Source organism: Xanthobacter wiegelii (assembly GCF_043193855.2).
GTDB classification, from domain to species: Bacteria; Pseudomonadota; Alphaproteobacteria; order Rhizobiales; family Xanthobacteraceae; genus Xanthobacter; species Xanthobacter flavus_A.
Genome location: NZ_CM195529.1, coordinates 4,839,693 through 4,862,589 on the forward strand (window position 1 = coordinate 4,839,693; position 22,897 = coordinate 4,862,589).

Genomic DNA, 22,897 nt, shown 5'->3' on the forward strand with positions numbered 1-22,897 from the left:
AGGCGGTTGACCGGCCAGCCTCGGGCAAGGTTGACGCGCTAGCACTCGTTATCTCGCCCCTTCCAAAGGCGCGCGAGACCATCGCGGTTCATCCGGGGAATGTGCCATGGAACCCCTGTTCCTGTTCAATCTCACCTCGCGGCACGCCCAGTGGGCCACGGTGCGGCAGACAGCCATCGCGGGGAACATCGCGAACGCCAACACCCCCGGCTACAAGGCGGTGGACGCCGAGCCGTTCAGCGCCATCCTCGACCGCACCCGCCTCGCCGTCGCCCGCACCTCGGGCAGCCACATGGACGTGGCGGCGGGCGGCATCGGCGCCACCAAGGTGGCCCCCCGCGACGGCTGGGACACCTCCCATTCCGGCAACAGCGTGAGCCTGGAGCAGGAGATGCTGAAGGCCGACGAGGTGAACCGCGCCTATTCGCTCAACACCTCCATCGTCCGTTCCTTCCACCGCATGATCCTCGCGAGCGTCAAATGATCGGCGATCCGTTCAAGACCATCACCGGCATCGCGTCGAGCGGCCTTGCCGCGCAGACCCAGCGCATGCGCATCGTGGCGGAGAACATCGCCAACGCGCGCTCCACCGGCACGACGCCGGGCGCCGACCCCTATCGCCGCAAGACCGTGGAATTCACCCAGGAGCCCGACCGCGCGCTCGGCGCATCGCGGGTGAAGGTGAAGGCGACGAGCGTGGACCGCAGCGCCTTTTCCGTGGAGTTCGACCCCGGCAATCCGGCCGCCGATGCCGAGGGGCGGGTGAAGGTGCCGAACGTCAATCCGCTCGCCGAGATGGCGGATCTCCGGGAGGCCGGCCGCAGCTATCAGGCCAACCTCCAGATGATCAAGCAGGCCCGCTCCATGGTCGCCATGACCATCGATCTTCTGAGGACGCCGTGATGATCGACGCCGTTTCCCTCAATGCGCTGAGCCGCACCACCGCCACGAGCGCCACCACCGCCGCCCGCGCCACCGAGGCCGCGAACGCCACCCAGAGCGCGGGCAGCATCTCCGATTTCTCCACCATGCTCGCCCGCATGTCGTCGGATGCGGTGGACCAGGTGAAGACGGCGGAGGCGAGCGCCATTTCCGGCATCCACGGACGCGTCTCCGTGCAGCAGGTGGTGGAGGCGGTGATGTCCGCCGAGCAGACGCTCCAGACCGCCATCGCGGTGCGCGACAAGGTGGTCGCCGCCTATCAGGAAATCAGCCGGATGGCCATCTGAGGAGAATGACATGAGAGCTTTGGCCATCGCCGCGACCGGCATGTCGGCGCAGCAGACCAACGTGGAGGTGATCGCGAACAACATCGCGAACATCAACACCACCGGCTTCAAGCGCGCCCGCGCCGAGTTCACCGACCTGCTCTATCAGGCCGAGCGCGCCCAGGGCGTGCCCAATCAGGACGGCGCGGACCCGGTGCCGGAGGGTGCCCTCGTCGGCCTCGGCGTGCGCACCATCGGCATCCGCAACCTGCACCTGCAGGGGCCGCTGGCGCAGACCGGCAACCCGCTCGATCTTGCCCTGAACGGCCGCGGCTGGTTCCAGATCACCAGCCCCTCGGGCGACACGCTCTATACCCGCGCCGGCTCCTTCAACAAGGGCCCGACCGGCCAGCTCGTGACCGCCGACGGCTATGCGCTGAACCCGTCCCTCACACTGCCGCAGGATGCCAGCAGCATCGTCATCAACGAGAGCGGGCAGATCTATGCCCAGATCGCCAACCAGTCCTCGCCGACCCTGGTGGGCCAACTGACGCTCTCGACCTTCGCCAACGATTCCGGCCTGGAGCCGCTCGGCGACAACCTCTATCGCGAGACATCCGCCTCCGGCCAGCCGGTGACGGGCGTCGCCGGCACCACCGGCTTCGGCGCCGTGGTGCAGGGGTATCTGGAAGGCTCCAACGTGGACCCCATCAAGGAGATCACCCAACTCATCCAGGCCCAGCGCGCCTATGAGATGAACTCCAAGGTGATCCAGGCCGCCGACGACATGGCCGGGGTCGTGTCGAAGGGAATCCGGTGAACGCAATCGAGATGAACACGCAATCGCGGCGGCGCGCCATGCGTGGCACCCGATGCCTGCGGTTCGGCCTCTGGGCCGGCACCGCAGCTTTGCTCTGCGCCGTTGCCGCCCCCGCTGCGGCGCAGAGCATCTCTTCCCTGGCCCAGCAGGCCGCCGCCGGCCGCGAGGAGGTGGAGCCGCCCCGCCCCGCTCCCGCGCGCCCGACGGCCGATGCCGCGCCGATGGCGCGCGTCCCCGTCGCCGCCGTCACCCTCTATCCGGGCGATGTCATTTCCGCCGGCATGCTGGCGCAGCGCGAGGTGGCCGATGCCGTGCTCGATCGCGGCGGCATCGCGCTGCAAGCCTCCGCCATCGTGGGCAAGTCGGCCCGGCGGGTCGTCGCCGCCGGCCAGCCGGTGCCGCTGAATGCGCTCGCCGACGTGACCCTCGTCACCAAGGGCGTCGCCACCCGCATCCAGCTGAGGGAGGGGGGTCTCTCCATTTCCGGCTACGGCATGCCGCTGGATTCCGGCGCGGCGGGCGCCACCATCCGGCTCAAGAACATGGAGTCCGGCCAGATCATCGTCGGCGAGGTGGCCGGCGACGGCACCGTGTGGGTGAAGACGCGATGATCCGCCGCGCGCTTATGGCCCTCGCCGCGCTCCTCGCCCTCGCCGGTCCTGCCGCCGCGCAGGCGACGACGCGCATCAAGGACATCTCCTCCATCCAGGGCGTGCGCGACAACCAGCTCGTGGGCTACGGCCTCATCATCGGCCTCCAGGGCACCGGCGACACGCTGCGCAACTCGCCCTTCACCGAGCAGGCCATGCAATCCATGCTCGACCGCATGGGCATCAATGTGCAGGGCCTGTCGCTGCGCGCCAAGAACGTGGCGGCGGTGGCCGTCACCGCCAACCTGCCCGCCTTCGCCGGCCTCGGCACGCGCATCGACGTGACCATCGCCTCGCTCGGCGACGCGACCTCCCTGCGCGGCGGCACGCTGCTCGTCACGCCCCTCAACGGCGCCGATGGCGTGACCTATGCGGTGGCGCAGGGCCAGATCGTCTCCGGCATCCAGATCACCGGGCAGGCGGAGACGCTGAGCCAGGGCGTGCCCACCGCAGGGCGCATCGCCAATGGCGCGCTCGTGGAGCGGCAGATCCCCGGCCAGCTCTCCGAGCTGCCGGAAATCCTCATCGACCTCACCAATCCGGATTTCCGCACCGCCGCGCTGATGGCCGACGTCATCAACGCCTACACCCACGCCCGCTACGGCAAGCGCCTCGCCCGCGAGCGCGACCTGCGCACGGTGGTGGTGCAGCGCCCGCCCCATTCCGGCACCGCCCGCTTCATCGCCGAGATCGGCGAACTGCGCATCACGCCCGACACGCCGGCCAAGGTGGTGGTGGACCAGCGCACCGGCACGGTGGTGATCGGCCGCAACGTGCAGGTCTCCACCTTCGCCGTCACCCAGGGCAATCTGACCGTGCAGGTCACCGAGGCGCCCGAGGTGTCGCAGCCCGAGCCCTACACCTTCGGCGAGACGGTGGTGGTGCCGCGCACCAACATCCAGGCCGACGAGAGTGGCGGGCCCATCGGCATCGTCCGCGGCCCCAATCTCCAGCAATTGGTGAACGGGCTCAACCGCTTCGGGCTCAAGCCCTCGGACATCATCTCCATCCTCCAGGCGGTGAAGACCTCCGGCGCGCTGCAGGCCGAGCTGGTGTTCCAGTGACCCCGCCGGGCGCAGACTGCCCCCGCAAGCGTCGCGCAAGTCTCTCCCCCTAGACCGGAACCATCAAGGCGCCCCTGCCCCTGCCGGCGCCGCCCCTCGGGGAAGAGGAGAGGTTCCATGTCCGTGTCGACGGTCCTGCTGGACGCCGCAATCGTCTATGCGATCGCCTCGGTCTCGTGCTCGCTGCTCGTGGGCGTGATCGCGCTCCGGCGCGTGACCTGCTCGCGGCTCCATGCCGTCTTCGTCACCGCGCGGCGCCGCAAGGTGGCCCGGGCGAGATCCGGCCGCAACGCCGGTGCCGCGCTGGCCCTCGCCGCGCTCTGCGGCTCCGCCCTGGCGATATCGGGCGACGCCCGCGCGGAGCCCTCCCCCGCCGCCCCCGACGCCGCCGCCGGCGAGAATGCGGCCCTCTATTGCCGCAACATCGCCGATGCCGCCGCCGACGCCCGCTTCACCCGCCAGCAGGCCGCGCTCGCCGCCATGGAGAAGGAGATCGAGGCCCGCCTCGCCCAGCTCGAGGCCAAGCGCGCCGAATACCAGGAGTGGCTGGCCCGCCGCGAGACGTTCCTGAAGAAGGCCGACGACAGCCTCATCGCCGTGGTCTCGCAGATGCGCCCGGACGCCGCCGCCGCCCAGCTCGCGGCCATGAACGAGGACATGGCGGCCGCCGTGCTCGCCCGGCTGTCGCCGCGCGTCGCCAGCGCCATCCTCAACGAGAGCGAGCCGGCCCGCGCCGCGCGCCTCACCTCCACCATGGTCGGCATGGCCCGCCGCGCGCAGGAAGGGCGGACCGAGGCGCCCCGCACCACCGGGCGGCCCGGCTGATGCGCGCCAGAAAGGCCCCAAGCGCCATGACCCTCATCCCCCTCATCCCCCTCATCGCCCGCGCCGCCATCGCGGCCCTCGCCGGCCTCGCCCTTTCCGGCTGCAAGAGCACCTACGACAACCTCGCCACCGGGCCGTCGCTGACCCCCGTCGGCTATGGGCTCGACACCGCCAAGCGCGAACCGCTGCCCATGACCTTCCAGCAGCCAGAGAAGAAGACCTTCCGCTCCACCTGGGACCTCAACCGCTCGTCGAGCATGTATCGCGACCTGCGCGCCGCCAAGGTGGGCGACGTGATCCGCGTGGCCATCGCCATCGACGACAAGGCCCAGTTCGACAACGCCACCGATCGCTCGCGGGAATCGAAGAGCAACCTCGGCTTCGACGCGGCGCTCACCCTCTCCGGCTTCGGCAAGGGCGCGAACGCGGGCGCGGGCTCCGGCAATCTCGACATCAACGGCGACACCAAGACCAAGGGCAAGGGCAACATCGACCGGTCCGAGAAGCTGCGCCTCTCGGTCGCCGTGGTGGTGACGGAGATCCTGCCGGACGGCAATTTCGTCATCCGCGGCTCGCAGGAGATCCTCGTCAATTACGAGGTGCGCGAACTGACCATCGCCGGCATCGTCAACCCGCTGGACGTGTCTTCGACCAACATCATCCCCTACGACAAGATCGCCGAGGCGCGCATCTCCTATGGCGGACGCGGCCGGCTCACGGATGTGCAACAGCCCGCCTGGGGCCAGCGCCTCTATGACGTCGTGACGCCCTGGTGACGTGATGGCGACCGCAGCCCCCGCCAAAGCCCTCGCCCCGAACGGAGCGCCCGAGAAGAAGCCCGGGCTCCTCGTGCCCCTCCTCATCGTCACGCTGCTGGCGCTCGCCGCCGGCGCGGGGCTCGGGCTCCAGCTCGCCGGCACGGTGGAGCAGGCGGTGACGAAGAAGGTCGCCGCCGAGCCGGAGAAGAAGCCGGCCCCGCCATTGCGGCATTCCGGCGACCTGGTGCTGAAGGACCTGAAGCCGGTGGTGGTGAACCTTTCCGCGCCCTCCTCGACCTTCATCCGCATCGAGACGGCCATCGTGTTCAAGAACGGAGCGCTGACGAACCCGGACGTGACGGCCGCCGAATTGCGCGAGGACATCATGGCCTACATGCGCACCCTGGCGCTGAGCCAGCTCGAAGGCCCGAGCGCGCTCCAGCACCTGCGCGAGGACCTCAACGAGCGCGCCCGCGCCCGATCCGACGGCAAGGTGGACGAACTGATCGTCTCGACGCTGGTGGTGCAGTGAGAGGGCCGGCGCGCCTTGCGGCGCTGATATCCGCGCTCGTCGCCGCCTTGCTCCTCTCCGCCGCGCCGGCCCTGGCGCAGGGTGCCGCGCAGATGCCTTCCCTGGAGCAGCTTCTGCCCGAGGGCGGCGGCAGCACGGCGGGGCGCCTCATCCAGATGGTGGCCCTGCTCACGGTGCTGTCGGTGGCGCCCGGGCTGCTCATCATGGTCACCAGCTTCACCCGCTTCGTGATCGCCTTCTCCTTCCTGCGCTCCGGCCTCGGCCTGCCCTCGACGCCGGCCAATCTCGTGCTGGTCTCGCTCTCCCTGTTCATGACCTTTTATGTGATGGGCCCGACCTTCGACCGCGCCTGGCAGGACGGGGTGAAGCCCCTCACCGAGAACCGGATCAGCGAGGAAGAGGCGCTGCAGCGCATTGCCGACCCGTTCCGCGATTTCATGCTCACCCACGTGCGCGGCAAGGATCTGAAGCTGTTCGCCGACATCGCCTCGCGCGACAAGCCGGCCGAGGAGGCGACCTCCCCTACGCCCGCGCAGGAGAAGGCGGGCGAGGAAAAAGTGCCCCTGCGGGTGCTCATCCCCGCCTTCATGATCTCGGAACTCAGGCGCGGCTTCGAGATCGGCTTTCTCATCGTCCTGCCCTTCCTCATCATCGACATGATCGTGGCGACGCTGGTCATGTCCATGGGCATGATGATGATGCCGCCGGCGGTGATCTCCTTGCCGTTCAAGATCCTCTTCTTCATCCTCATCGACGGCTGGAACCTGCTCGTCGGCGGGCTGATCCGCTCCTTCTTCTGAGCGCGGACCGCACGGCCGGTGGCACGCCGCACCACACCGCGCCGGTCACTCCACGCGGGCCTGCTGCGGCGGCTCCGGCGGCGCGGCACAGAAGGCCTCGGCTGTGGCAGTCCATTGCCCCACTCCGGCCTTCACCAGATTCTTCATCACCCGGCACACATAGCGGTGCTGCGCCACGGTGTTCTTCGGGCCGGCATTGTAGCGCGCGGCCGCCATGGTCCAGTTGCCATGCCGCTTGCGCAGGACCTGCAGGAAGCGCGCCCCCTGCTCCACGTTGAGGCGCGGATCGAAGATCTCCTCCAGCGAATTGAACTCGTGCCGGTGCCAGTACCAGTTCACCTGCATGCAGCCGATGTCGATCAGCTTCACCCCGCGCTCATTGGCGGCGCGGAACAGCGTCAGCGCCTCGGGCAGCGTCGCGGGGATATGGTCCTTGCCCTCGATGTGCAGCATCAGCGGCTGGAGGCCCTTGCCCGTGCCGCTTTCGGTCAGCGCGACGGCATAGAGGATCTGGAGCGGGATCTGGTATTTCGCCGCCGCGCGGGCCAGCTCCCGCTCGCAGACGCCCTGCGGGGCGGGGTTTGCGGAGGTTTTGGCGGAGGGCTTGCCGGAGGCCTTGCCGGGCGCTGGGTCCGCCGCCGCCGGACTGGTGGGAGCCGGAGCCGAAGCCGCCGTCTGGCGCGGCGTGCCGGCGGGCGCGCCCCGTTCGCCCCAGATCGGCCGGATGGTGGCGGGAGATGCCGAAGCGGCGGGCGGGGGCTCGGGCGATCCGACGATTGACGAGGCGTCGCCGCAGCGTGCCTCACCCGGCGCCAAAGCGAGGCTCGTCAGCAAAAGAAGGCGCAGCGTCGTCATCGGGATAAGTCCTGTCGTTTCGGCCGCCGCGGCCCTGACGGCCGGGATCGGCGCCGCCCCGGCTGCCGCCATCCGGATGGTCCGCCGTGTCCTGCGGGGGCGGACCCTCCATGGCGGCGGGGGCGCGCAGCGGCGCGTCGATCACGGGCAGGCCGGCGCCGCCGACCTCCAGATCCACGTCCGGCAGGCCGGCTGATCCGAGCAGCGCGGAGAGGTGCGCCCTGTCGCCCGCCAGAAGGGCGGCGGTTGCGGGGTCGTCCGCCTTGAGGCGCACGGTGAGGCCGTGGGGCGTGAGGCGCATGTGCACCACCACCCGGCCGAGGCTGTCCGGCGACAGCGCGATATCAAGCACGCGCACGGGGCCGGTGGGCACGGGGGCGTCCTCGCTTGCGGGCGGCGCGCCCGTCCCGGCAGCGGCGGGCGCCGTATCCATCTGCGCGACTTCCGCCGCGATGGCGCGGCCGATCTGGGCGAGGCTGGCGAACGGCAGCGCGGGCGTTGCCTCCGCCGGCCGGACGGGCGCGGGTGGCCGGTCGTCCAGGACCGCGGGCGCGGCGGCGGCGCGCGCCGTCCCGGGGCTCTGCCGGGCGTCGGCGCGGCGAGGTTCTGGCTGATCGTTCGGCGCGGCATCATCGGCCGCCGCGCCAAGGGGGAGCGGCCGGACGGGGATGCGGCCCTCACGGCTCGGCGGGTTCGCTCCGGCATCGCGCCCGCCAGGCCCCTCTCGCGCGGCTTCCGCCAGGGCTGGCGGGGGCTCCGGCGTGAACGGCCGCACCGGCGCGAAATGGGTTTCCTGTCGCAGCACGGCGACCCGCATGGGCGCCGGCGCTTCCGCCGCGGTCTCCGCCGGCACGGCCGGCACCGCGAGGGGGACAGGCGGGGGGCTCGCGCGGGGCTGGGGGATCACCTCCGCCGACACGTCCCGCGGTCCCGCCAGCGGCGCGGATAGCAGGGCGAGGAGCGGCGGCGGCTGGGGGCGGTCAGGCGTGTCCGGAGCGGGTGCGTCCGGCAGCGGAGCGGGCGCGGCATCGGCGGTGTCGACGGGCTCCGCCTCCGGCCGCAGGAGGCCCGGCGCGCGGCGCGGCGCGGGAGGGGTCCCGATCGCCTCGCGCTCCGGGTCGGAGCGGGCGCAGCGGGCGAGCAGCCGGTCGAGGCTTGCAGGCGGCGGGCAAGGCGAAGCGTCGGCGGGCGGCACCTCCGCCACGGTCTCGGGAACAGGCGCTGCCGGGGCTTCGCCCATCCCGCTGAGCAGGTCGTCGAAGGGCTGGCCATCCGGCAGTGCCGCGCGGCCGGCGAGGTCCGGTGGGCGCGCCAAAGCGGCTTGGGCGATGTCGGCGGTCCTCATCGCGGAGCCTCCTTCAGCATGGCGTCGATCTCGCCGAGCTTCGCCTGCGCCTTGCTGATGGCCGTCGAGGGCTTCTCCCCCTCCTGTGCCGCGCGCGACGGCTGCGCGCTGGCGACCACCGCCGGAGCAGCGGGGGCTGCTGCGGGCGCAGCGGGCGGGGCCTCGTCGGCGCGGCGGATCAGCTCGGCGGTGCGGCGCGCGGCCTCAAGCAGGGCCTGGTCGGAGGGATCGAGGCGGGCGCGGTCAATGGCCTTCAGCGCCTCTTCCGCCGCCTTGTAGCGGTCCGGAGTCGCCGCCTGCGCCGCGCTCAGATAGACGCGGGCGCGCTCGGCATCGCGGCTCGCCACCGGGGCGAGGACCATGGCACGCTCCGCGCTGGCGGTGGCGAGCGCGGTCTTGCCCTCCACGATGGCGGCGCGCGACACCAGCAGGAACACCTCGCGCCGGGCCTCCTCGTCGAGCGGCGCGAGCAGGGCGTCGAGGCGCAAAAGGCCGTCCGGCGTCGCCAGCACGTTCATGCGGCTCAAGGCGGCGGCGAAGCGCTGGCGGAAATTGCCGGCATAGGCGGAGTGCCGGAAGCGGCTGAAGTACTGGCCGGACAGCCGCTCGAACTGGTCGAGGTCGCCGGCCTGCGCGGCGACCAGAACAGCGCGGCGCAGGGCCGCCTCGTCCACCAGCGTGCCGGGCATGAGCAGCCGCGCCACCTCCAGCAGGCGCGACGCCTTGGCCGGATCGGTGCGTACGGTGAGCGCGGCCTGGGCCAGCGCGATCTGCCCGCCGATGCCGTTGGGCAGCTTGCGGGCGTCGATCTCGCCGAGCTGGCGCAGCGCCGGCTCCTCGCGGCCTTCGAGATAGAGCAGGCTGCCGGTGAGCAGCTTCTCGTCGATGTTCGGCCTGGGCTCGCGGTTGATGATATCGCGCAGCACGGCGGGATTGCCGCCGCCGAGGAAATACATCACCAGCGCCCGCGCATTGGCGGGGTCCTGCCAGACGGAGGGGTCGGCCTCGCCGAACGCCACGTCCATCTCGGTGATCATGGCCCGCTGCTGGGCGATGCCAGCGGTGGAGCCGGCGGCGATGAGGTCCTGCAAGCGCTGGAGCCGACGCACCAACGTGACGGGATAGATGTCCGTGCGTCCGGTCGGCGCCGCGGCCGCGGCCGGTGCGCCGTGGGGGGCGGCGGCGTCCGCATGGGCGGAAGCAGGCTCGGACGGGCGCGCCGGGGCGGCAGCCGGAGCGGATTGGGCGTCGCGGGGCGGAGCAGCCGCGGCATCAGCGGACGGAACGGCCATGGCGATGGGCTCCGCCGAAGGTTCTGCAACTGCGGGCGAGCCGGCCTCGGCAGGATCGGGAATGGATAGCGCCGGCGGCGCAGCGGCCATTCCGCTCGCCTCGGCCGGCGCAGCGGGCGGAGCGAGAGCAAGGCTGGGGACGGCGGTCGAAACGGCGGCCGGGAGCGGCAAGATGGCCGGAGCCATCGGCGCCGCCGGCGCGGGCGGCAGCGGACGTCGCGGCGGCAGCGGCATGGGCGCGAGGGGGGCATAGGCGGAGACCGCCGATGCAGGTGCGGGCGTCGCGACAGCCGGGCCCGGCGCGGGTTGGGGCGGGGCGGGTTGGGGCGGCGCGGGCTTGGAGGCCGCTGCGGGATTGGATGCGGGCGCAGGCTGGGGAAGGGGCACGGAAACGGGCGCGGGGACGGGCGCCGCCACCGGTCTGGGCGCTGCGGTCGGCTTGGGAGCCGGTGCCGGCACAGGTTGGCCGGAGGTGGCTGCTCCCGCATTGGCGGGAGGCGTCGCGACCACCGGGCGCACGGCGGGTCCGGCTGGCGAGGAGGCCACGGGCTTCGGCGCGGCTGGCGGCGCGGCGGGAGCCGCCGGTCGGGCATCGGTGGTGGCTGTCGACGCGGCGCTGGCAGGGGCCGGCTTCTGAGCGACGGCTGGCTTGGGTTGGGCGCTTGGGACGGACATCGGCGCAGCGGGAGCGGTCGCGCCTGGGGCCGGCTTTGGCGCGGGCGTGCCAGCCGGGGGAGCCGGCCGGGCGGCGTTGGGCGCCACCGGCGCGGTCGCCGGGGAAACGGCCACAGGCGCGCCGGCGGGCGCTGGTTTCGGGTTTTCGGCGTTCGGCCCTGCCGGGTTCGCAGCGCTCGCACTCGCCGTCGCGGGCTTCGGCGCCGCAGGCTTGGTCGCGACCGGCTTCGGCGCCGGCTTCGCCGCAGCGGGGCGCGCGGGGGCGGCGGGCTCCTCGCGCAGGCCGTCCCACGGGTCCGCATCGTCCTGGGCGCGGGCGGCGCCGGTCATCAGGAGCGCCCCGGCGAGGACGAGGGGGAAAAGGCGGGGCCGGGTCATGAGGGCGCCTTCAGCAGGATCTCGATGCGCCGGTTCTGCGGCGCGTTGGGGTCGGCGGTGTTCTTGAGATTGCGGTCGGCGAGGCCCTCGATGGCGGTGACGCGCTTCTCCTCCAGCCCGCCGCGCACCATCATGTAGAGGGCCATCTGCGCCCGCGCGCTGGAGAGCCGCCAATTGTCGTAGGTGTCGGAGCGGAACGGCCGCGCGTCGGTGTGGCCGCGAATGACGATCTCGCCTGGCCGCGCGCCGAGCTTCTTCGCGATCTCGCCCATGGCCCGCACGAAGCGGGCATCCGGCACCGCCGACCCCACCGGGAACATGGAGAAGTCGAGATCGTCGGTGAGATCGACGACGAGCCCCTCCTTCGTCGCGCGCACATCCACACGCGGGGCGGCACCGGCCGTGCCCACGGTGGCGGCGACCACCTGCTTCAGCTCGCCTTCCAGGTCGCGCGCGGCCTTGGTGGCGGCTTGAGCCGCGGCCTGCGCGGCCGCCTTGTCCTGTGCCTCGCCGGGCTTCGCCGCGGCGGTGGTGGCGTCGGGGCGGCCGGTGGGCTGGTCCACCTTGGAGGGCTTCGCCTGCGGATTGCGGGCCTGCCGGCCGCTGGACATCTGCCAATAGGTGGGATCGAACGGATCGCGGTTCACGTCCCCCGCCCCGGTACCCGGCGAGCCGGTATCCCCGGCGGCGGCGTCGGGCGTGCCCCCGGCCCGCGCATCGGCATCGCCCGCGAGCTTGTTCAGCACCGCATAGGGATCGCGGAAGGCGGCGCGCTCCTTGTCGCCCTGCTGGCGGTCGTCGCCGGCGCCGGTCTCCGGCCCCGTGGTGTTCTTCAGGCTCGACTGCTTGTCGCCATCGGAAGAGGTGCCCTTGGCCTTCGTGTCCTCGGGATCGTTCAGCCCGCGCACGTCGGTGATGCTGGAGGCGAGATCCACCGGATTGAAGTAATTGGCGATGGCTTTCCGCGTATCCTTGTCGGTGACATTGATGAGCCACATGATGAGGAAGAAGGCCATCATCGCCGTCATGAAGTCGGCGTGCGCCACCTTCCAGGCGCTCGAATGGTGCTCGTGCTCCTCGTCGTCGTGGCGCTTGACGATGATGATCTCGCCGTGAGGCTCCTGGTGGCCTTCCTTGCCGGACATGCCGCGCTCCCGTCAGTTGCCGCGCGCGGCGGCGGCCGCCCAGCCGGAGAGCTGAGTCTCCAGCACGCTGTCGTCGCAGGTGATCTTGAGGTCGTTCGTCGATCCGTCCGCGATGACGATGCCCGGCACGTCCGCGAGCCGCGCGCGCAAAGCCGCCGCGAGGTCGCCGGAGCCGGTGATGGTGATGGACGGCCCCGCCGCCCCGCCGCGCAGCAGGTCGCGCACCCGGCGGGCCAGTTCCTCCAGCGCGCGGGCGCGGGCGGCGCCGCTCACGAAGGGGCGCAGCACGGCGGCGAGCGCCTCGCCGATGCGCGCCTCCACCGCATCGAGGCCTTCACCGATGAGGCCGGCGAGCCGTTGGCTCTCCTCGCTGCACCAGCGGGCGCGGGCCGCTTCGATCCCGTCCTCGAGGCGCGCGGCGAAGGCGGCCTCGGCATCGGCGAGCTGCTGCTCGCAGGCGGCCAGCGCGATGGCGGCCTCCTCCAGCGCAAGGCGCCGGGCCTCCTCGGCCGCCGCGCGGATGGCATCGGCGCCGGGCGGATCGTGCGGGCGCAAGGCGGGCGTGGGTGCGAGGGCCGGCACGGGCGGCACGGCGCTCACCGGAGCGCGCGGCGCGAGGCCGAAATGGGGCAGGTGACGGTGAAGCGCGGTGGTGCTCATGCGCGGGCGTCCTGATGCAGCCACTGGCGCAGGATGGCGGCGGCCTGCTCCTCATCGAACTCGACGATCTGCTCCAGCCGCTTCTGCGGCGAGCGGTTGAGGCGGCTGGTGAGATCCTCGATGAGGCTGAGCGCGCCCGGCGCCTCCTCCCCCGCGGCGCCATCGCCCGGCACCACGGACGGGCCGGCGACGGCGGCGAGCGGCGCGCCGCCCGCCAGCATGGCGGCCTCGATGGCATCCGCATCCTCCACCTCGTCGCGCTCGGGGCGGGCGAGGATGGCGCGCACGGCGGGCCGGAGGCCGAACCAGATCACGAGGCCGGCGACGATGAGAATGGTGGCCGCGTTGATCATGGTGCCGGCCTGCCGCAGCAGAAGCTCGGACCACGGCAAGGGCGGCACCGGCTCAAGCCCCGCCCCGCCATTGGCGAAGGAGACGGCCGCGACCTTCAATTTGTCGCCGCGCTCCTTGTCGAAGCCGGAGGCGGAGGCGACGATCTGCTCCACCTCGTAGAGCTGCTGCTCCACGGGAATGGCATCGGCGCCGCCGGCCGCGCCCACGAGGCGCTCCTTGTTCACCAGCACGGCGATGGACAGGCCGCGCACCACGAAGGCCTCGCGCACGGTCTGCACGGTGCGGGTGGAGACCTCGAAATTGGTCAGCTCCTCGCGGCGGGAGGAGTTCTCGTTGGAATCCGTGCCGCCGTCGCCCTGCTGCTGCTGGCCGGGGATGTTCTGCTGGACGGACGTATTGGGCTGCTTGGTCTTGTTCTGGCTCTGGCCCAGCTCCTTCACCACGCGCACCGAACGCTCCACCTTGGAGGCGGGATCGAACGTGGTTTCGGAGGTGGTGACGCGATCCGTGTCCAGGCGGGCGGAGACCTGCACCTCGAAATTGCCGAGGCCGAGATAGGGCGCGAGGGTGCGGCGCACCTTCTCCTCGGTCTCGCGGCTCACCTGCTGCTGGAGCATGGCCTTCTTGCCGGCGGCGGCGCTGGCGCCGTCCTCGCTGGAGGAGAGCACCGCCCCCTCGGTGCTGAGCACCGTCACCTGGTCCATCTTGAGGCCGGGGATGGCGGCGGCGACGAGGTGGCGGATGGCCTGCGCGGTGGAGGCGTCCTCCGCCGTCTCGGTGCGGATGACGACGGAGGCGGAGGCGCCCTGCTGGTCGCGGCGGAACGAGCCGCGCTCGGGCAGGACGATATGGACGCGCGCCGCCTTGATGCCCTTCATGGTCTGGATGGTGCGGGCCAGCTCGCCCTCCAGCGCGCGCACCCGCGTCACCTCCTGCATGAAGGAGGTGAGGCCGAAGGCGCGGACATCGTTGAACAATTCGTAGCCGGTATTGCCGCTCTGCGGCAGGCCCTTCACCGCCAGCAGCATGCGGGCGCGGGCGGTGTCCGAATGGGAGACGAGGACGGTGGTGCCGTCCGCATTCACGTCGAAGGCGATGCCCGCGTCCTTCAGCGCGCCGCCGATGCGGTTCACGTCCTCGCGGGTGAGGTTGGCGTAGAGCGGCTCGCGCTCGGGCTGGCCGAGATACCAGGCGCCGAGCGCCACGGCGGCCACCGCCGTGAGGCCGATCAGCGCCAGCGCGATCAGGCGCCGGGCGCCGAGGTCGCGCAGGTTGCGCCAGAGTTGCTCCAACTGTTCCTTGCCGATCATCGGCGGGATCTCGTCTGATTGCGGCGCGCGGAGGCGCACCTCAGGGACCGGGCACGCGCGGGGGACGGGACCCGTCGCGCTCATGTGCCTCGGGCGGCAATCTCGACGGTCAAACTTGCATGGGCGTTGCGGGGGCTTTGCGTCTCCCCTCTCCCCTTGCGGGAGAGGGGGCGGGGGTGAGGGGTGAGGCGGGGCGCGATCTCGGCGTCCGCTCGTGCTGCGCCAGCCCCCTCACCCGTCTCGCCGCCTTGCCGCGATCCACCCTCGCCCGCGAGGGGAGAGGGGAAGAGGACAAAAAAATGGCCACGCTCCGGGGGGCGGAGGTGGCCGAGGGGGGCGTCGGGGGGACGCTGAAACTCAGGGCACGCCGGAGCGCCGCCGGAGGGGACGGCGCCCGCGCGCGGACCGCCGCGCCCGGAGGCGCGGGGGACGAAAACCGCCGCGCCCGGAGGCGCGGCGGGGACGCGATCAGCGGAACAGGGTCATCACGTTCTGCGAAGAGCTGTTCGCGATGGACAGGGACTGCACCGCGAGCTGCTGCTGGGTCTGCAGGGCCTTCAGCTTGGTCGATTCCTCTTCCATGTTGGCATCCACGAGGGTGCCGATGGAGGAGGTGTTGAGGTCGATCAGGCTCTGGGCGAAGGTCTGCTGCGAGTCGAGCCGGGTCGAGGTGGTGCCGAGCGTGGTGGCGCCGTTCTGCAGCTGCTGCATGGTAGCGTCCACGATCTTCACATAGGCCTGGATCTTCGCGAGGTCAGCGTCGGTGTTGCCGAGGCCGGACACGTCGAAGTCCGTGATGGCTTCGGTGCCGGCCGTGGCGGTGCCGCCGATGACATACTTGGTGTCCATGAAGCCCTTGAGGCTGCCCGCGGTCGTGTCGACGGTCACGGTGGCGCCGCCGGTGATGTTCGCGGCCGTCGCCACGGCCGTGACGGCCTTGTCGAGGGTCGTGGACGTGCCGGTGGAGGTGCCGGTGGTGGAGGCGTCGTAGACAGTGAACGAGCCGGTGTCGATGGAGGTGGAGCCCACCGTCACGGTCGAGCCGGTACGCGAGAAGGACGACAGCAGGTTCTTGGTGCCGTTGAAGCCCGAGGCGCTGGTATCCACCGACAGCCAGTTGCTGCCGTTCATCACGGTGTTGTCGGCGGTGGTCTTGATTTCGCTGACGTAGGACGAGATTTCCGTCTGCAGCTTGGCCCGGTCGACGTTCGGCGAGAGGGCGGCCGTCAGGTTGTTCTTGATCTTCGCGAGCGAGGCGACCACCGCGTTGACGCCGCTGGAGGCGGCATCCACCGAGTTCTTGTCGAGGCTCATGGCATCCTTCACCGCGCCGAGCGCCCCGTTGTCCGAGGTGAGGGTGGTGGCGATGGACCAGTAGGCCGCGCCGTCATTGGCGGAGTTGATCCGCTTGCCGGTGGAGACGTGGGCGTTGGTGGTGTCGAGGTTGGCGTTGATCGTCCGCAGGGTCTGCAGGGCGACCATGGCGGAGTTGTTGGTGATCAGGCTGGTCATGGGAATGTCCCTCTGTGACTTGGAATGAAGGGGGACATGCCGGGTTCGCACCGGCATGGCAGGGCGGCGTCATGCCTTTGGATGACCGGTCCCTAGAGCTGGAGGGCGATTTCCCGAGCGGATTGTTTCCACTCGGATCGCGCTCCAGGGGGTCCGGCGCCCGGCCCGTTTCGGGGCCGGTCAACCTGCCATGGAAGAGACATTAGAGGCGCAAGCTTGCGCGAGGCTTGCGGGGAAGAGAACTTGGCGAAGGCGGGGGGCACCCATCATCGGCCGCCCCCGCCCGCCCCTCAGGCGAACAGGCTGTCGATGTCGTCCTGCGAGACCACGCCGATGTCGTCGGCGAGCGCCGGGCCGTTGAGGAGGGCCTCGTCGCCTTCGCGCGGGATGATGCGGGCGCCCTGCGCCACCAGGTCGGCACCGCCCCAGATGTCGGTCATGCGTGCCACCCGCTCCTCGATGAAGAGCAGCAGCTTCACCACCTTGCGGATGCGCTGGCCGGTGATGTCCTGGAAATTGCAGGCCTCGAAGATCTTGGTGGTCTCGTTCTGGATCTCGGAGGCAAGGTCCGCCGCATCGCCCGTGAGCAGCGTATGCATCTGGACCATCAGCGCGTCCACCCGCTCGGCGGAGGTGAGGATGGCCTCGGTCGCCTCCTCCGTGTCGCTCACCACCGCCTCCAGCTCGCTGGTGGCGCGCAACAGCTTCTCGCCCCGCGCGCCCTCGGCGTGCAGGCTCGCGATCTCGTGCTTGGTGTGCTGGATGGCATCCTGGATGGTCTCGATGCCGGCCCACAGCACATTGCGGTCGCGCTCGCGATCCACCGCCGGATCGCGCGCCTTGAAGCGCGAGATCTCCTCGCGCACCCCGGCGATCTCGCCGAAGATGCGGCGCAGCTGATCGTCAAGGCCATCCACCGCGAGGAGATCGACGGCGGCGCCGGCGGAACACGGGGTCTCAATCCTGAAGGGTCGCCGGGCAGCCGACATGAAGGCCTCCTGAAACACGCTTTGCTTTGCACCCTCCTATAAATCCTCCCCGATGATTGAGGAAGATAGCCCCAATTCTTGGTGCAAGCCTCGCACAAGCCCGGGACATCAAAACAATTCTCATCGCTGCGCTCACCAGACCTGGATCTCGCCAGAGTTGGAAAGAGCGTCTTCATCGTCCCCGTTTCTGGAGTGTGTCATGGGGGTTGATCATGTCCGTTGATCTTGGGATGCCCGTCCTTGTGGTCGACGACTACAAGACCATGGTGCGCATCATCCGAAACCTTCTGAAGCAGATCGGCTTCGAGGATGTGGACGAGGCCTCCGATGGCACCGAGGCGCTGGCCAAGCTGAAGGAACGCAGCTACGGCCTCGTCATCTCGGACTGGAACATGGAGCCGATGACCGGCTACGAGCTGTTGAAGCAGGTGCGCGCGGACGGGGCCCTCGGCCAGATCCCGTTCATCATGGTGACGGCGGAAGCCAAGTCCGAGAACGTGATCGCCGCCAAGAAGGCCGGCGTCAGCAATTACATCGTCAAGCCGTTCAACGCGCAGACGCTGAAGGGCAAGATCGACGCGGTGTTCGAGAGCCTCGGCGCCGAGGCGGCCGTGGACTGAGCCCGCCCGTCGCGCCGGTCAGTGTGCCGCGGCGCGGCGATAGCGATTGCGGCCGCCGGCCTTCGCCCCATAAAGGGCGGCATCGGCCGCCGCGAACAGGCCGGCGAGATCGCAGCCCTGCGCTGTGGCCCCGCCGATGCTCGCCGTAAGATGGCCGCCCGACGGGTGCGGGATGCTCTCTGCCCGGAACGCGGCCAGCAGCGCCTCGCCCACCACATCGCAGCCGGCCTCATTGGTATCCGGCAGGATCACCGCGAATTCCTCGCCGCCATAGCGCGCCGCGGTATCCTGCGCCCGCCCCGGAAGCCGCGCCAGCACGCCGCCCACCGCGGCCAGCGCCGCATCTCCGGCCTGATGGCCCCACAAATCGTTCACCACCTTGAAGTGGTCGATGTCGATCACCAGCAGCGACAGCGGCCCCTCCAGGCGCTGCGCCCTGCGCATGGCACGCGCCAGCTCCTCGTCGAAGCTGCGCCGGTTGGGCAGGCCCGTGAGTGCGTCCAGCTGGGACTTGCGGGCGAGATCGCGATTGAGGCGCAGAAGCTCCACCTCGTCCGCCGCCACCGCCGCGAGATCGAGCAGCGGGCCGAAGTCAAAGGCCTCCTTGTCCCGCGCCTCCCGCCCCATCACGCACATCGTGCCGATGACCAGATCCGGCTCAACCATCAGCGGCGCGCCCGCATAGAAGCGCAGCGGCAGGTGCGGGACGAGGGGATGGCCCAGAAGGCGCGGATCGGACTTCATGTCGCTGATCACCAGCGGTGCGCCGCTCGCCACCAGCATGTTGCACATGGTGTCGCGCCGGGGAACGCTGGCCGGCACGAGATCGGACGTGCGCGATTTCTGCCACTGGTGGGTGCCGTCGATGAGGCCGAGGAAGGCGACATCCGCCTCGTAGAGCCGCCGCGCCAGCCGCGTCAGCCGGTCGAACCGCTCGTCGGAAGGCGTATCCATGAGACCACACGTCGCAAGGACGGTGAGGCGCTGGGCCTCGTTCGCAGGGGCGGCGGGGGGTGTCCACACGGGGCAGGACCTCGATCGATGACGCTGGGGCGGGCGGACCGGGCGGCGGATGAGGGTGGGGATACCTTTCGGGCGGGCAGGTCGGGCGCAAGCAGGTCAGGGGCAAGCAGGCCAGGGGCAAGCCCGCGGGCGGAGCTGGCGGTCAGCTGAAGCAGGCTGGCAGGCGGGGCCCCACGGCGCAACGGGCGTGCGGGAGTGGCCCTGGCGCCGTCGCAACCTGAAAGTGCGCCGCAATTGCAACGCTCAAGATTGCGCGCAGCGCGGCGCGGGCCGGGCGCGATTCGCGGATGAGTCGGCCTGTCGGAGCGGGCTGCCGGAGGGACGGCTATGGGCGGGGGTTCGAATCGTCGCTCGAATCAGGCCGAACCCACCCGAATCGGGGGATGAACCTCAGCCGGAAACCTGGGTGGAACGACCCGGCATGGAGCGATCGATGGGGAATGCCGGGTGGAAATTTGGTGGAGCCAGGCGGAATCGAACCGCCGACCTCTTGAATGCCATTCAAGCGCTCTCCCAACTGAGCTATGGCCCCACCGGGCCGCGGGCTGCGCGCTTTGGGTTTCATAGCCAAGGCTGAAAACCTCGGCATCAGAACCAGTTAGCGCGCCGGGAAGTCCCGCGGCGGGGTGCCCGGCGATTGATGTCCGCCGAGCGAGAGCGGCCTTAAAGCACAGGCCGCGTCGGGTATCAAGCCTCTTCGTCGTCTTCGAGGCCCTCTCCGATCAGATCGGAGACGTCATCCCCATCATCTTCGTCTTCTTCAAGGAACGTGTCGTCGTCACCGGCCTCGATGTCGTCGTCCACATCCACGTCGTCGCCGACCACCACCTTCGCGGGGGCTGCGGCTTCCTCGTCGGCTTCCTCGAGGCTGATGACCTCGGCCTCAGCCTCTTCGCCGTCCACCTCTTCGGCAGCGACGGCCGCGCGCGGCTCCGCGCGGCTGCTGCCACGGGCGGCGGGTTCAAAATAGGACCTCGGATAGGATTCCCCCGTGAACGGAGACACGACGGGATCCTTGTTGAGGTCGTAAAACTTGCGCCCCGTAACCGGACAGATGCGCTTGGTGCCGAGTTCGGGCTTCGCCACGGCAAAGTTCCTCGGAGCTGTATAAGGAGCGTGCTCCATTGGCGTTTCGCCCGCGCCCTGTCAAGGGCAGATCATCATGGCGTCGCAACAGCGTGACGCCGCAAGCGACGGCGTGCTAGACGACGGCGGCACAGAACATGCGGCGATCGCCCCGGCCGAGGCCGGCGGCCGAGCGCCCGAGCGAGGCAGAAATGGCCCATCCCGAACCCGCAACCGCAAGCGCTCCCGAAGCACACGGCCACGGCACGGGCGAGGCCCGCCCCGCCACCGGGCGCCGCTCGCCCGCCCTCTCCGGCCGGGTCCGGGTGCCGGGAGACAAGTCCGTCTCGCACCGCGCGCTGATCTTCGGCCTGTTCGCGGAGGGCACGACCCACATCACCGGCCTGCTCGAAGGCGAGGACGTGCTGAATACCGCCAAGGCCTGCGCGGCGCTGGGCGCCTGCGTCACCCGCACGGGCGAAGGCGCCTGGGAGGTGACGGGCACAGGCGGGCGGGGCCTCGCCTCCCCCGCCGCGCCGCTCGATTTCGGAAACTCCGGCACGGGCGTGCGTCTGATGATGGGTGCGGTGGCCGGACAGCATGTCATCGCCGGGTTCGACGGGGACGCCAGCCTTCGCCGCCGGCCCATGAAGCGCGTGCTCGATCCGCTTACCCAGATGGGCGTCGAGCTGGTCTCCTCGGCCGAGGGCGGCCGTCTGCCGCTCACCCTGAAGGGCAGCAGCGAAACCAAGCCCATCATCTACGAGACCCCGGTTCCCTCCGCGCAGGTGAAGTCCGCCGTGCTGCTCGCCGGCCTCGGCGCCGACGGCGAGACGGTGGTGATCGAGCGCGAGGCCACCCGCGACCATACCGAGCGGATGCTGGAGCATTTCGGCGCGGAGATTTCCGTCGAGCCCCATGGCGCCCATGGCCGCCGTATCACGCTGAAGGGCCGCCCGCATCTCGTCGCCGCGCCGGTCGACGTGCCGGCCGACCCCTCCTCGGCGGCTTTCCCGCTGGTGGCGGCGCTGATCGTGCCCGGGTCGGACATCATCCTCACCGACGTGATGATGAATCCGCTGCGCACCGGCCTCATCACCACCCTCATCGAGATGGGCGCCGACATCACCGTGGTCGGCGAGCGCACCGAGGGCGGCGAGCGGGTCGCGGACCTGCGCGTGCGTCATTCCCGCCTCAAGGGCGTCGAGGTGCCGCCCGAGCGGGCACCGGCCATGATCGACGAATATCCCGTCCTTGCCGTCGCCGCGGCCTTCGCCGAGGGCACGACGGCCATGCGCGGCCTGTCCGAGCTGCGGGTGAAGGAGAGCGACCGGCTCGCCGCCGTGGCCGCCGGCCTCGCCGCCTGCGGCATCGCCCATGAGGTCAAGGGCGACGACCTCCTCGTCACCGGCGCCGCGACGGTCAAGGGCGGCGGGCCGGTGGAGACCCACATGGACCACCGCATCGCCATGTCGTTCCTCGTGCTGGGGCTTGCCAGCGAGGATGGGGTGAGCGTCGACGACGTGGCCTTCATCGCCACCTCCTTCCCCACCTTCATGCCCATGATGCGCGGCCTCGGCGCCATCATCGACTGACGGGACGGCCATGATCATCGCCATCGACGGGCCGGCGGCATCCGGCAAGGGCACGCTGGCCCGGCGGCTGGCCGCGCATTACGGCCTGCCGCATCTCGATACCGGCCTGCTTTATCGCGCGGTCGGAGCGCGCTGCCTCAAAGAGGGCCGCCTCGGCGACGAGGGGGCGTCGGTCGCAGCCGCCCTGAGCCTTGATGTTTCGGCACTAGACCCGGACGCGCTGCGAACGGCGGAACTCGGCGAGGCGGCATCCGTGGTGGCCGCCCGGCCCGGCGTGCGCGCAGCGCTTTTGGACCTCCAACGCCGCTTCGCCGCCCAGGCCGGTGGGGCGGTGCTGGACGGGCGCGACATCGGAACGGTCATCTGCCCCGATGCGCCGGCCAAGCTGTTCGTCACCGCACGGCCGGAGGTGCGGGCTGAGCGCCGGTTCCGCGAGCTGGCCGGACGGGGCGAGACCATCGCATACGACGCTGTCCTGGCCGACATCCTGAAGCGCGACGAGCGCGATTCGGGCCGCTCCAGCGCGCCGCTCTTGAAGGCCGACGACGCCGTGCTGCTCGACACCTCCGACCTCGGCATCGAAGCCGCCTTTGCGGCGGCGCTCGCCATCGTGGAAGCCCGCCGGGCCTGAGGCTCGCGAAATCCGTTCACCCGCCACGCGCTGCGACGTTTCGCCCTTTCCTCGCCGGCCGCCGCGCCCTATTCAAGCACCCGAACCTTCGGAGCGCCCCATGGCCAGCTACGTCTTCCAGCCCCAGCCCCATCCCCACCTGCCCATCGTCGGCAGCGATGCCGTGTTTCCGGTGCATCGCATCTATTGCGTCGGCCGCAACTTCGCTGACCATGCGGTGGAGATGGGCCACGACCCCAACAAGGAGCCGCCCTTCTTCTTCCAGAAGAACCCGGACACGCTGGTGCGCTCGGGCGCGACCATCACCTACCCCAAGCTCACCAAGGACCTGCACCACGAGGTCGAACTGGTGGTGGCGCTGAAGGAAGGCGGCGAGGACATTCCGGTGGAACGGGCCCTCGACCATGTGTTCGGCTACGGCGTCGGCCTCGATCTGACCCGCCGCGACCTCCAGGGCGAGGCCAAGAAGCTCGGCCGCCCGTGGGAAACCGGAAAGGCCTTCGAGGACTCCGCGCCCTGCTCGGCGATTCTTCCGGTCGCGACCGCCGGGCATCCCGGTGCCGGGCGCATCTTCCTGAAGGTCAATGACAAGGTGAAGCAGGAAGGCAACCTGAACCAGATGATCTGGAAGGTGCCGGAGATGATCGCGACCCTCTCCACCCTGTTCCGCCTCGCCCCCGGCGACCTGATCTTCGCCGGCACCCCGGCGGGCGTCGGGGCGGTGCAGAAGGGCGACGTGCTGGAAGGCGGCGTCGAGGGCGTCGGCGAAATCCGCCTGACGGTGGACTGAA

General features: G+C 70.7%; 25 protein-coding genes and 1 tRNA gene. 15 read left to right on the forward strand and 11 right to left on the reverse strand.

Translation table 11 applies throughout. The features are described 5' to 3' along the window. The first annotated feature begins 106 nt into the window (after positions 1 to 106). The 10 genes from flgB (at position 107) to fliP (ending at position 6,657) form a co-directional block, all read left to right on the forward strand. A complete protein-coding gene (gene flgB, locus V5F63_RS22615) occupies positions 107 to 484 on the forward strand; it encodes a flagellar basal body rod protein FlgB (RefSeq protein WP_209485963.1) in 378 nt (125 codons plus the stop codon). After that, entirely contained in the window at positions 481 to 903 is a 423-nt protein-coding gene (gene flgC, locus V5F63_RS22620) for a flagellar basal body rod protein FlgC (protein WP_029556021.1), read from the forward strand. Before flgB ends, flgC begins: the two co-directional genes overlap by 4 nt. After that, on the forward strand, positions 903 to 1,229 hold the full coding sequence (gene fliE / locus V5F63_RS22625) for a flagellar hook-basal body complex protein FliE (protein WP_209485964.1): 327 nt from the start codon (positions 903 to 905) through the stop codon (positions 1,227 to 1,229). Before flgC ends, fliE begins: the two co-directional genes overlap by 1 nt. Before the next feature lie 10 nt (positions 1,230 to 1,239). After that, positions 1,240 to 2,028 carry a flagellar basal-body rod protein FlgG gene (gene flgG, locus V5F63_RS22630; RefSeq protein WP_209485966.1) on the forward strand — a complete coding sequence of 263 codons (789 nt, stop codon included), beginning with the start codon at positions 1,240 to 1,242 and terminating at the stop codon, positions 2,026 to 2,028. A gap of 38 nt (positions 2,029 to 2,066) precedes the next feature. After that, positions 2,067 to 2,639, forward strand: a complete 573-nt coding sequence (flgA, locus tag V5F63_RS22635; RefSeq protein WP_209485968.1) for a flagellar basal body P-ring formation chaperone FlgA — start codon at positions 2,067 to 2,069, stop codon at positions 2,637 to 2,639. Next, on the forward strand, positions 2,636 to 3,742 hold the full coding sequence (gene flgI, locus V5F63_RS22640) for a flagellar basal body P-ring protein FlgI (RefSeq protein WP_394028911.1): 1,107 nt from the start codon (positions 2,636 to 2,638) through the stop codon (positions 3,740 to 3,742). Before flgA ends, flgI begins: the two co-directional genes overlap by 4 nt. Positions 3,743 to 3,859: 117 nt before the next feature. Next, positions 3,860 to 4,567 (forward strand): MotE family protein, encoded by a 708-nt coding sequence (locus V5F63_RS22645; RefSeq protein ID WP_394028912.1) that lies wholly within the window; start codon positions 3,860 to 3,862, stop codon positions 4,565 to 4,567. Positions 4,568 to 4,593: 26 nt separating this feature from the next. Further along, on the forward strand, positions 4,594 to 5,343 hold the full coding sequence (locus V5F63_RS22650) for a flagellar basal body L-ring protein FlgH (RefSeq protein ID WP_394101030.1): 750 nt from the start codon (positions 4,594 to 4,596) through the stop codon (positions 5,341 to 5,343). 4 nt (positions 5,344 to 5,347) lie between these two features. Then, the gene (locus V5F63_RS22655; RefSeq protein ID WP_209485976.1) at positions 5,348 to 5,857 is read left to right on the forward strand and encodes a flagellar basal body-associated FliL family protein; all 510 of its coding nucleotides are present in this window, start codon (positions 5,348 to 5,350) and stop codon (positions 5,855 to 5,857) included. A gap of 92 nt (positions 5,858 to 5,949) precedes the next feature. Continuing rightward, complete coding sequence (fliP, locus tag V5F63_RS22660; RefSeq protein WP_394101029.1) at positions 5,950 to 6,657, forward strand: flagellar type III secretion system pore protein FliP; 708 nt, start codon at positions 5,950 to 5,952, stop codon at positions 6,655 to 6,657. A gap of 45 nt (positions 6,658 to 6,702) precedes the next feature. Here fliP and V5F63_RS22665 read toward each other — a convergent pair whose 3' ends face one another. Genes V5F63_RS22665 through V5F63_RS22675 form a run of 3 tightly spaced genes read right to left on the reverse strand, consistent with a single transcriptional unit; the run spans position 6,703 to position 10,149 of the window. Then, on the reverse strand, positions 6,703 to 7,512 hold the full coding sequence (locus tag V5F63_RS22665; protein ID WP_394101028.1) for a lytic transglycosylase domain-containing protein: 810 nt from the start codon (positions 7,510 to 7,512) through the stop codon (positions 6,703 to 6,705). Further along, a complete protein-coding gene (fliK, locus tag V5F63_RS22670; protein WP_394101027.1) occupies positions 7,460 to 8,857 on the reverse strand; it encodes a flagellar hook-length control protein FliK in 1,398 nt (465 codons plus the stop codon). The genes V5F63_RS22665 and fliK overlap by 53 nt, the downstream gene beginning before the upstream one ends. Further along, positions 8,854 to 10,149 carry a MotC family chemotaxis protein gene (locus V5F63_RS22675; RefSeq protein ID WP_394101026.1) on the reverse strand — a complete coding sequence of 432 codons (1,296 nt, stop codon included), beginning with the start codon at positions 10,147 to 10,149 and terminating at the stop codon, positions 8,854 to 8,856. Before V5F63_RS22675 ends, fliK begins: the two co-directional genes overlap by 4 nt. 472 nt (positions 10,150 to 10,621) lie before the next feature. Between V5F63_RS22675 and V5F63_RS22680 the strand changes: the two genes are divergently transcribed. After that, positions 10,622 to 10,786, forward strand: a complete 165-nt coding sequence (locus V5F63_RS22680) for a hypothetical protein (RefSeq protein ID WP_394101025.1) — start codon at positions 10,622 to 10,624, stop codon at positions 10,784 to 10,786. 412 nt (positions 10,787 to 11,198) lie between these two features. On the opposite strand, the gene V5F63_RS22685 is transcribed toward V5F63_RS22680, so the two are convergent. The 5 genes from V5F63_RS22685 to V5F63_RS22705 all read right to left on the reverse strand — a co-directional run bounded on the left by V5F63_RS22685 (position 11,199) and on the right by V5F63_RS22705 (position 17,172). Next, positions 11,199 to 12,347 (reverse strand): flagellar motor protein MotB, encoded by a 1,149-nt coding sequence (locus V5F63_RS22685; protein ID WP_209486000.1) that lies wholly within the window; start codon positions 12,345 to 12,347, stop codon positions 11,199 to 11,201. Between the two features lie 12 nt (positions 12,348 to 12,359). Next, positions 12,360 to 13,007: a hypothetical protein gene (locus V5F63_RS22690; RefSeq protein WP_394101024.1), complete on the reverse strand. Its 648-nt coding sequence runs from the start codon at positions 13,005 to 13,007 to the stop codon at positions 12,360 to 12,362. Beyond that, positions 13,004 to 14,671 (reverse strand): flagellar basal-body MS-ring/collar protein FliF, encoded by a 1,668-nt coding sequence (fliF, locus tag V5F63_RS22695; RefSeq protein WP_209486004.1) that lies wholly within the window; start codon positions 14,669 to 14,671, stop codon positions 13,004 to 13,006. The genes V5F63_RS22690 and fliF overlap by 4 nt, the downstream gene beginning before the upstream one ends. Positions 14,672 to 15,139: 468 nt before the next feature. Next, positions 15,140 to 16,183 carry a flagellin N-terminal helical domain-containing protein gene (locus V5F63_RS22700; RefSeq protein ID WP_209486006.1) on the reverse strand — a complete coding sequence of 348 codons (1,044 nt, stop codon included), beginning with the start codon at positions 16,181 to 16,183 and terminating at the stop codon, positions 15,140 to 15,142. Positions 16,184 to 16,473: 290 nt separating this feature from the next. After that, positions 16,474 to 17,172: a protein phosphatase CheZ gene (locus V5F63_RS22705; protein WP_209486008.1), complete on the reverse strand. Its 699-nt coding sequence runs from the start codon at positions 17,170 to 17,172 to the stop codon at positions 16,474 to 16,476. Positions 17,173 to 17,384: 212 nt separating this feature from the next. Between V5F63_RS22705 and V5F63_RS22710 the strand changes: the two genes are divergently transcribed. Further along, on the forward strand, positions 17,385 to 17,792 hold the full coding sequence (locus V5F63_RS22710) for a response regulator (protein WP_209486010.1): 408 nt from the start codon (positions 17,385 to 17,387) through the stop codon (positions 17,790 to 17,792). Positions 17,793 to 17,810: 18 nt separating this feature from the next. On the opposite strand, the gene V5F63_RS22715 is transcribed toward V5F63_RS22710, so the two are convergent. The 3 genes from V5F63_RS22715 to V5F63_RS22725 all read right to left on the reverse strand — a co-directional run bounded on the left by V5F63_RS22715 (position 17,811) and on the right by V5F63_RS22725 (position 19,901). Then, positions 17,811 to 18,746 (reverse strand): sensor domain-containing diguanylate cyclase, encoded by a 936-nt coding sequence (locus V5F63_RS22715; protein WP_394101023.1) that lies wholly within the window; start codon positions 18,744 to 18,746, stop codon positions 17,811 to 17,813. 525 nt (positions 18,747 to 19,271) lie between these two features. Next, positions 19,272 to 19,347 (reverse strand) — tRNA-Ala (locus V5F63_RS22720). 155 nt (positions 19,348 to 19,502) lie between these two features. Beyond that, complete coding sequence (locus V5F63_RS22725; RefSeq protein WP_209486013.1) at positions 19,503 to 19,901, reverse strand: TIGR02300 family protein; 399 nt, start codon at positions 19,899 to 19,901, stop codon at positions 19,503 to 19,505. A 191-nt stretch (positions 19,902 to 20,092) separates the two neighbouring features. On the opposite strand from V5F63_RS22725, the gene aroA reads away from it, so the two are divergent. From aroA to V5F63_RS22740, 3 genes are all read left to right on the forward strand, one after another. Further along, the gene (gene aroA, locus V5F63_RS22730) at positions 20,093 to 21,475 is read left to right on the forward strand and encodes a 3-phosphoshikimate 1-carboxyvinyltransferase (RefSeq protein WP_394101022.1); all 1,383 of its coding nucleotides are present in this window, start codon (positions 20,093 to 20,095) and stop codon (positions 21,473 to 21,475) included. A 10-nt stretch (positions 21,476 to 21,485) separates the two neighbouring features. Then, positions 21,486 to 22,106, forward strand: coding sequence for a (d)CMP kinase (locus V5F63_RS22735; protein ID WP_394101021.1), 621 nt, complete (start codon positions 21,486 to 21,488; stop codon positions 22,104 to 22,106). A gap of 100 nt (positions 22,107 to 22,206) precedes the next feature. After that, positions 22,207 to 22,896, forward strand: coding sequence for a fumarylacetoacetate hydrolase family protein (locus V5F63_RS22740; RefSeq protein ID WP_209486018.1), 690 nt, complete (start codon positions 22,207 to 22,209; stop codon positions 22,894 to 22,896). The last annotated feature ends 1 nt before the right edge of the window (position 22,897 follow it).

Excerpts from the sequence above, each read along its gene's own strand:
- V5F63_RS22740 (WP_209486018.1), top strand. The coding sequence starts at position 22,207 with ATGGCCAGCTACGTCTTCCAGCCCCAGCCCCATCCCCACCTGCCCATC.
- fliP (WP_394101029.1), top strand. The coding sequence starts at position 5,950 with ATGCCTTCCCTGGAGCAGCTTCTGCCCGAGGGCGGCGGCAGCACGGCG.
- aroA (WP_394101022.1), top strand. The coding sequence starts at position 20,093 with ATGGCCCATCCCGAACCCGCAACCGCAAGCGCTCCCGAAGCACACGGC.
- V5F63_RS22685 (WP_209486000.1), bottom strand. The coding sequence starts at position 12,347 with ATGTCCGGCAAGGAAGGCCACCAGGAGCCTCACGGCGAGATCATCATC.
- flgG (WP_209485966.1), top strand. The coding sequence starts at position 1,240 with ATGAGAGCTTTGGCCATCGCCGCGACCGGCATGTCGGCGCAGCAGACC.
- V5F63_RS22710 (WP_209486010.1), top strand. The coding sequence starts at position 17,385 with ATGTCCGTTGATCTTGGGATGCCCGTCCTTGTGGTCGACGACTACAAG.
- V5F63_RS22715 (WP_394101023.1), bottom strand. The coding sequence starts at position 18,746 with ATGGATACGCCTTCCGACGAGCGGTTCGACCGGCTGACGCGGCTGGCG.
- flgB (WP_209485963.1), top strand. The coding sequence starts at position 107 with ATGGAACCCCTGTTCCTGTTCAATCTCACCTCGCGGCACGCCCAGTGG.
- V5F63_RS22655 (WP_209485976.1), top strand. The coding sequence starts at position 5,348 with ATGGCGACCGCAGCCCCCGCCAAAGCCCTCGCCCCGAACGGAGCGCCC.
- V5F63_RS22700 (WP_209486006.1), bottom strand. The coding sequence starts at position 16,183 with ATGACCAGCCTGATCACCAACAACTCCGCCATGGTCGCCCTGCAGACC.
- flgC (WP_029556021.1), top strand. The coding sequence starts at position 481 with ATGATCGGCGATCCGTTCAAGACCATCACCGGCATCGCGTCGAGCGGC.
- V5F63_RS22650 (WP_394101030.1), top strand. The coding sequence starts at position 4,594 with ATGACCCTCATCCCCCTCATCCCCCTCATCGCCCGCGCCGCCATCGCG.
- V5F63_RS22645 (WP_394028912.1), top strand. The coding sequence starts at position 3,860 with ATGTCCGTGTCGACGGTCCTGCTGGACGCCGCAATCGTCTATGCGATC.
- fliK (WP_394101027.1), bottom strand. The coding sequence starts at position 8,857 with ATGAGGACCGCCGACATCGCCCAAGCCGCTTTGGCGCGCCCACCGGAC.
- V5F63_RS22705 (WP_209486008.1), bottom strand. The coding sequence starts at position 17,172 with ATGTCGGCTGCCCGGCGACCCTTCAGGATTGAGACCCCGTGTTCCGCC.
- V5F63_RS22735 (WP_394101021.1), top strand. The coding sequence starts at position 21,486 with ATGATCATCGCCATCGACGGGCCGGCGGCATCCGGCAAGGGCACGCTG.
- fliE (WP_209485964.1), top strand. The coding sequence starts at position 903 with ATGATCGACGCCGTTTCCCTCAATGCGCTGAGCCGCACCACCGCCACG.
- V5F63_RS22690 (WP_394101024.1), bottom strand. The coding sequence starts at position 13,007 with ATGAGCACCACCGCGCTTCACCGTCACCTGCCCCATTTCGGCCTCGCG.
- flgI (WP_394028911.1), top strand. The coding sequence starts at position 2,636 with ATGATCCGCCGCGCGCTTATGGCCCTCGCCGCGCTCCTCGCCCTCGCC.
- fliF (WP_209486004.1), bottom strand. The coding sequence starts at position 14,671 with ATGATCGGCAAGGAACAGTTGGAGCAACTCTGGCGCAACCTGCGCGAC.
- V5F63_RS22665 (WP_394101028.1), bottom strand. The coding sequence starts at position 7,512 with ATGACGACGCTGCGCCTTCTTTTGCTGACGAGCCTCGCTTTGGCGCCG.
- flgA (WP_209485968.1), top strand. The coding sequence starts at position 2,067 with ATGCGTGGCACCCGATGCCTGCGGTTCGGCCTCTGGGCCGGCACCGCA.
- V5F63_RS22675 (WP_394101026.1), bottom strand. The coding sequence starts at position 10,149 with ATGGCCGTTCCGTCCGCTGATGCCGCGGCTGCTCCGCCCCGCGACGCC.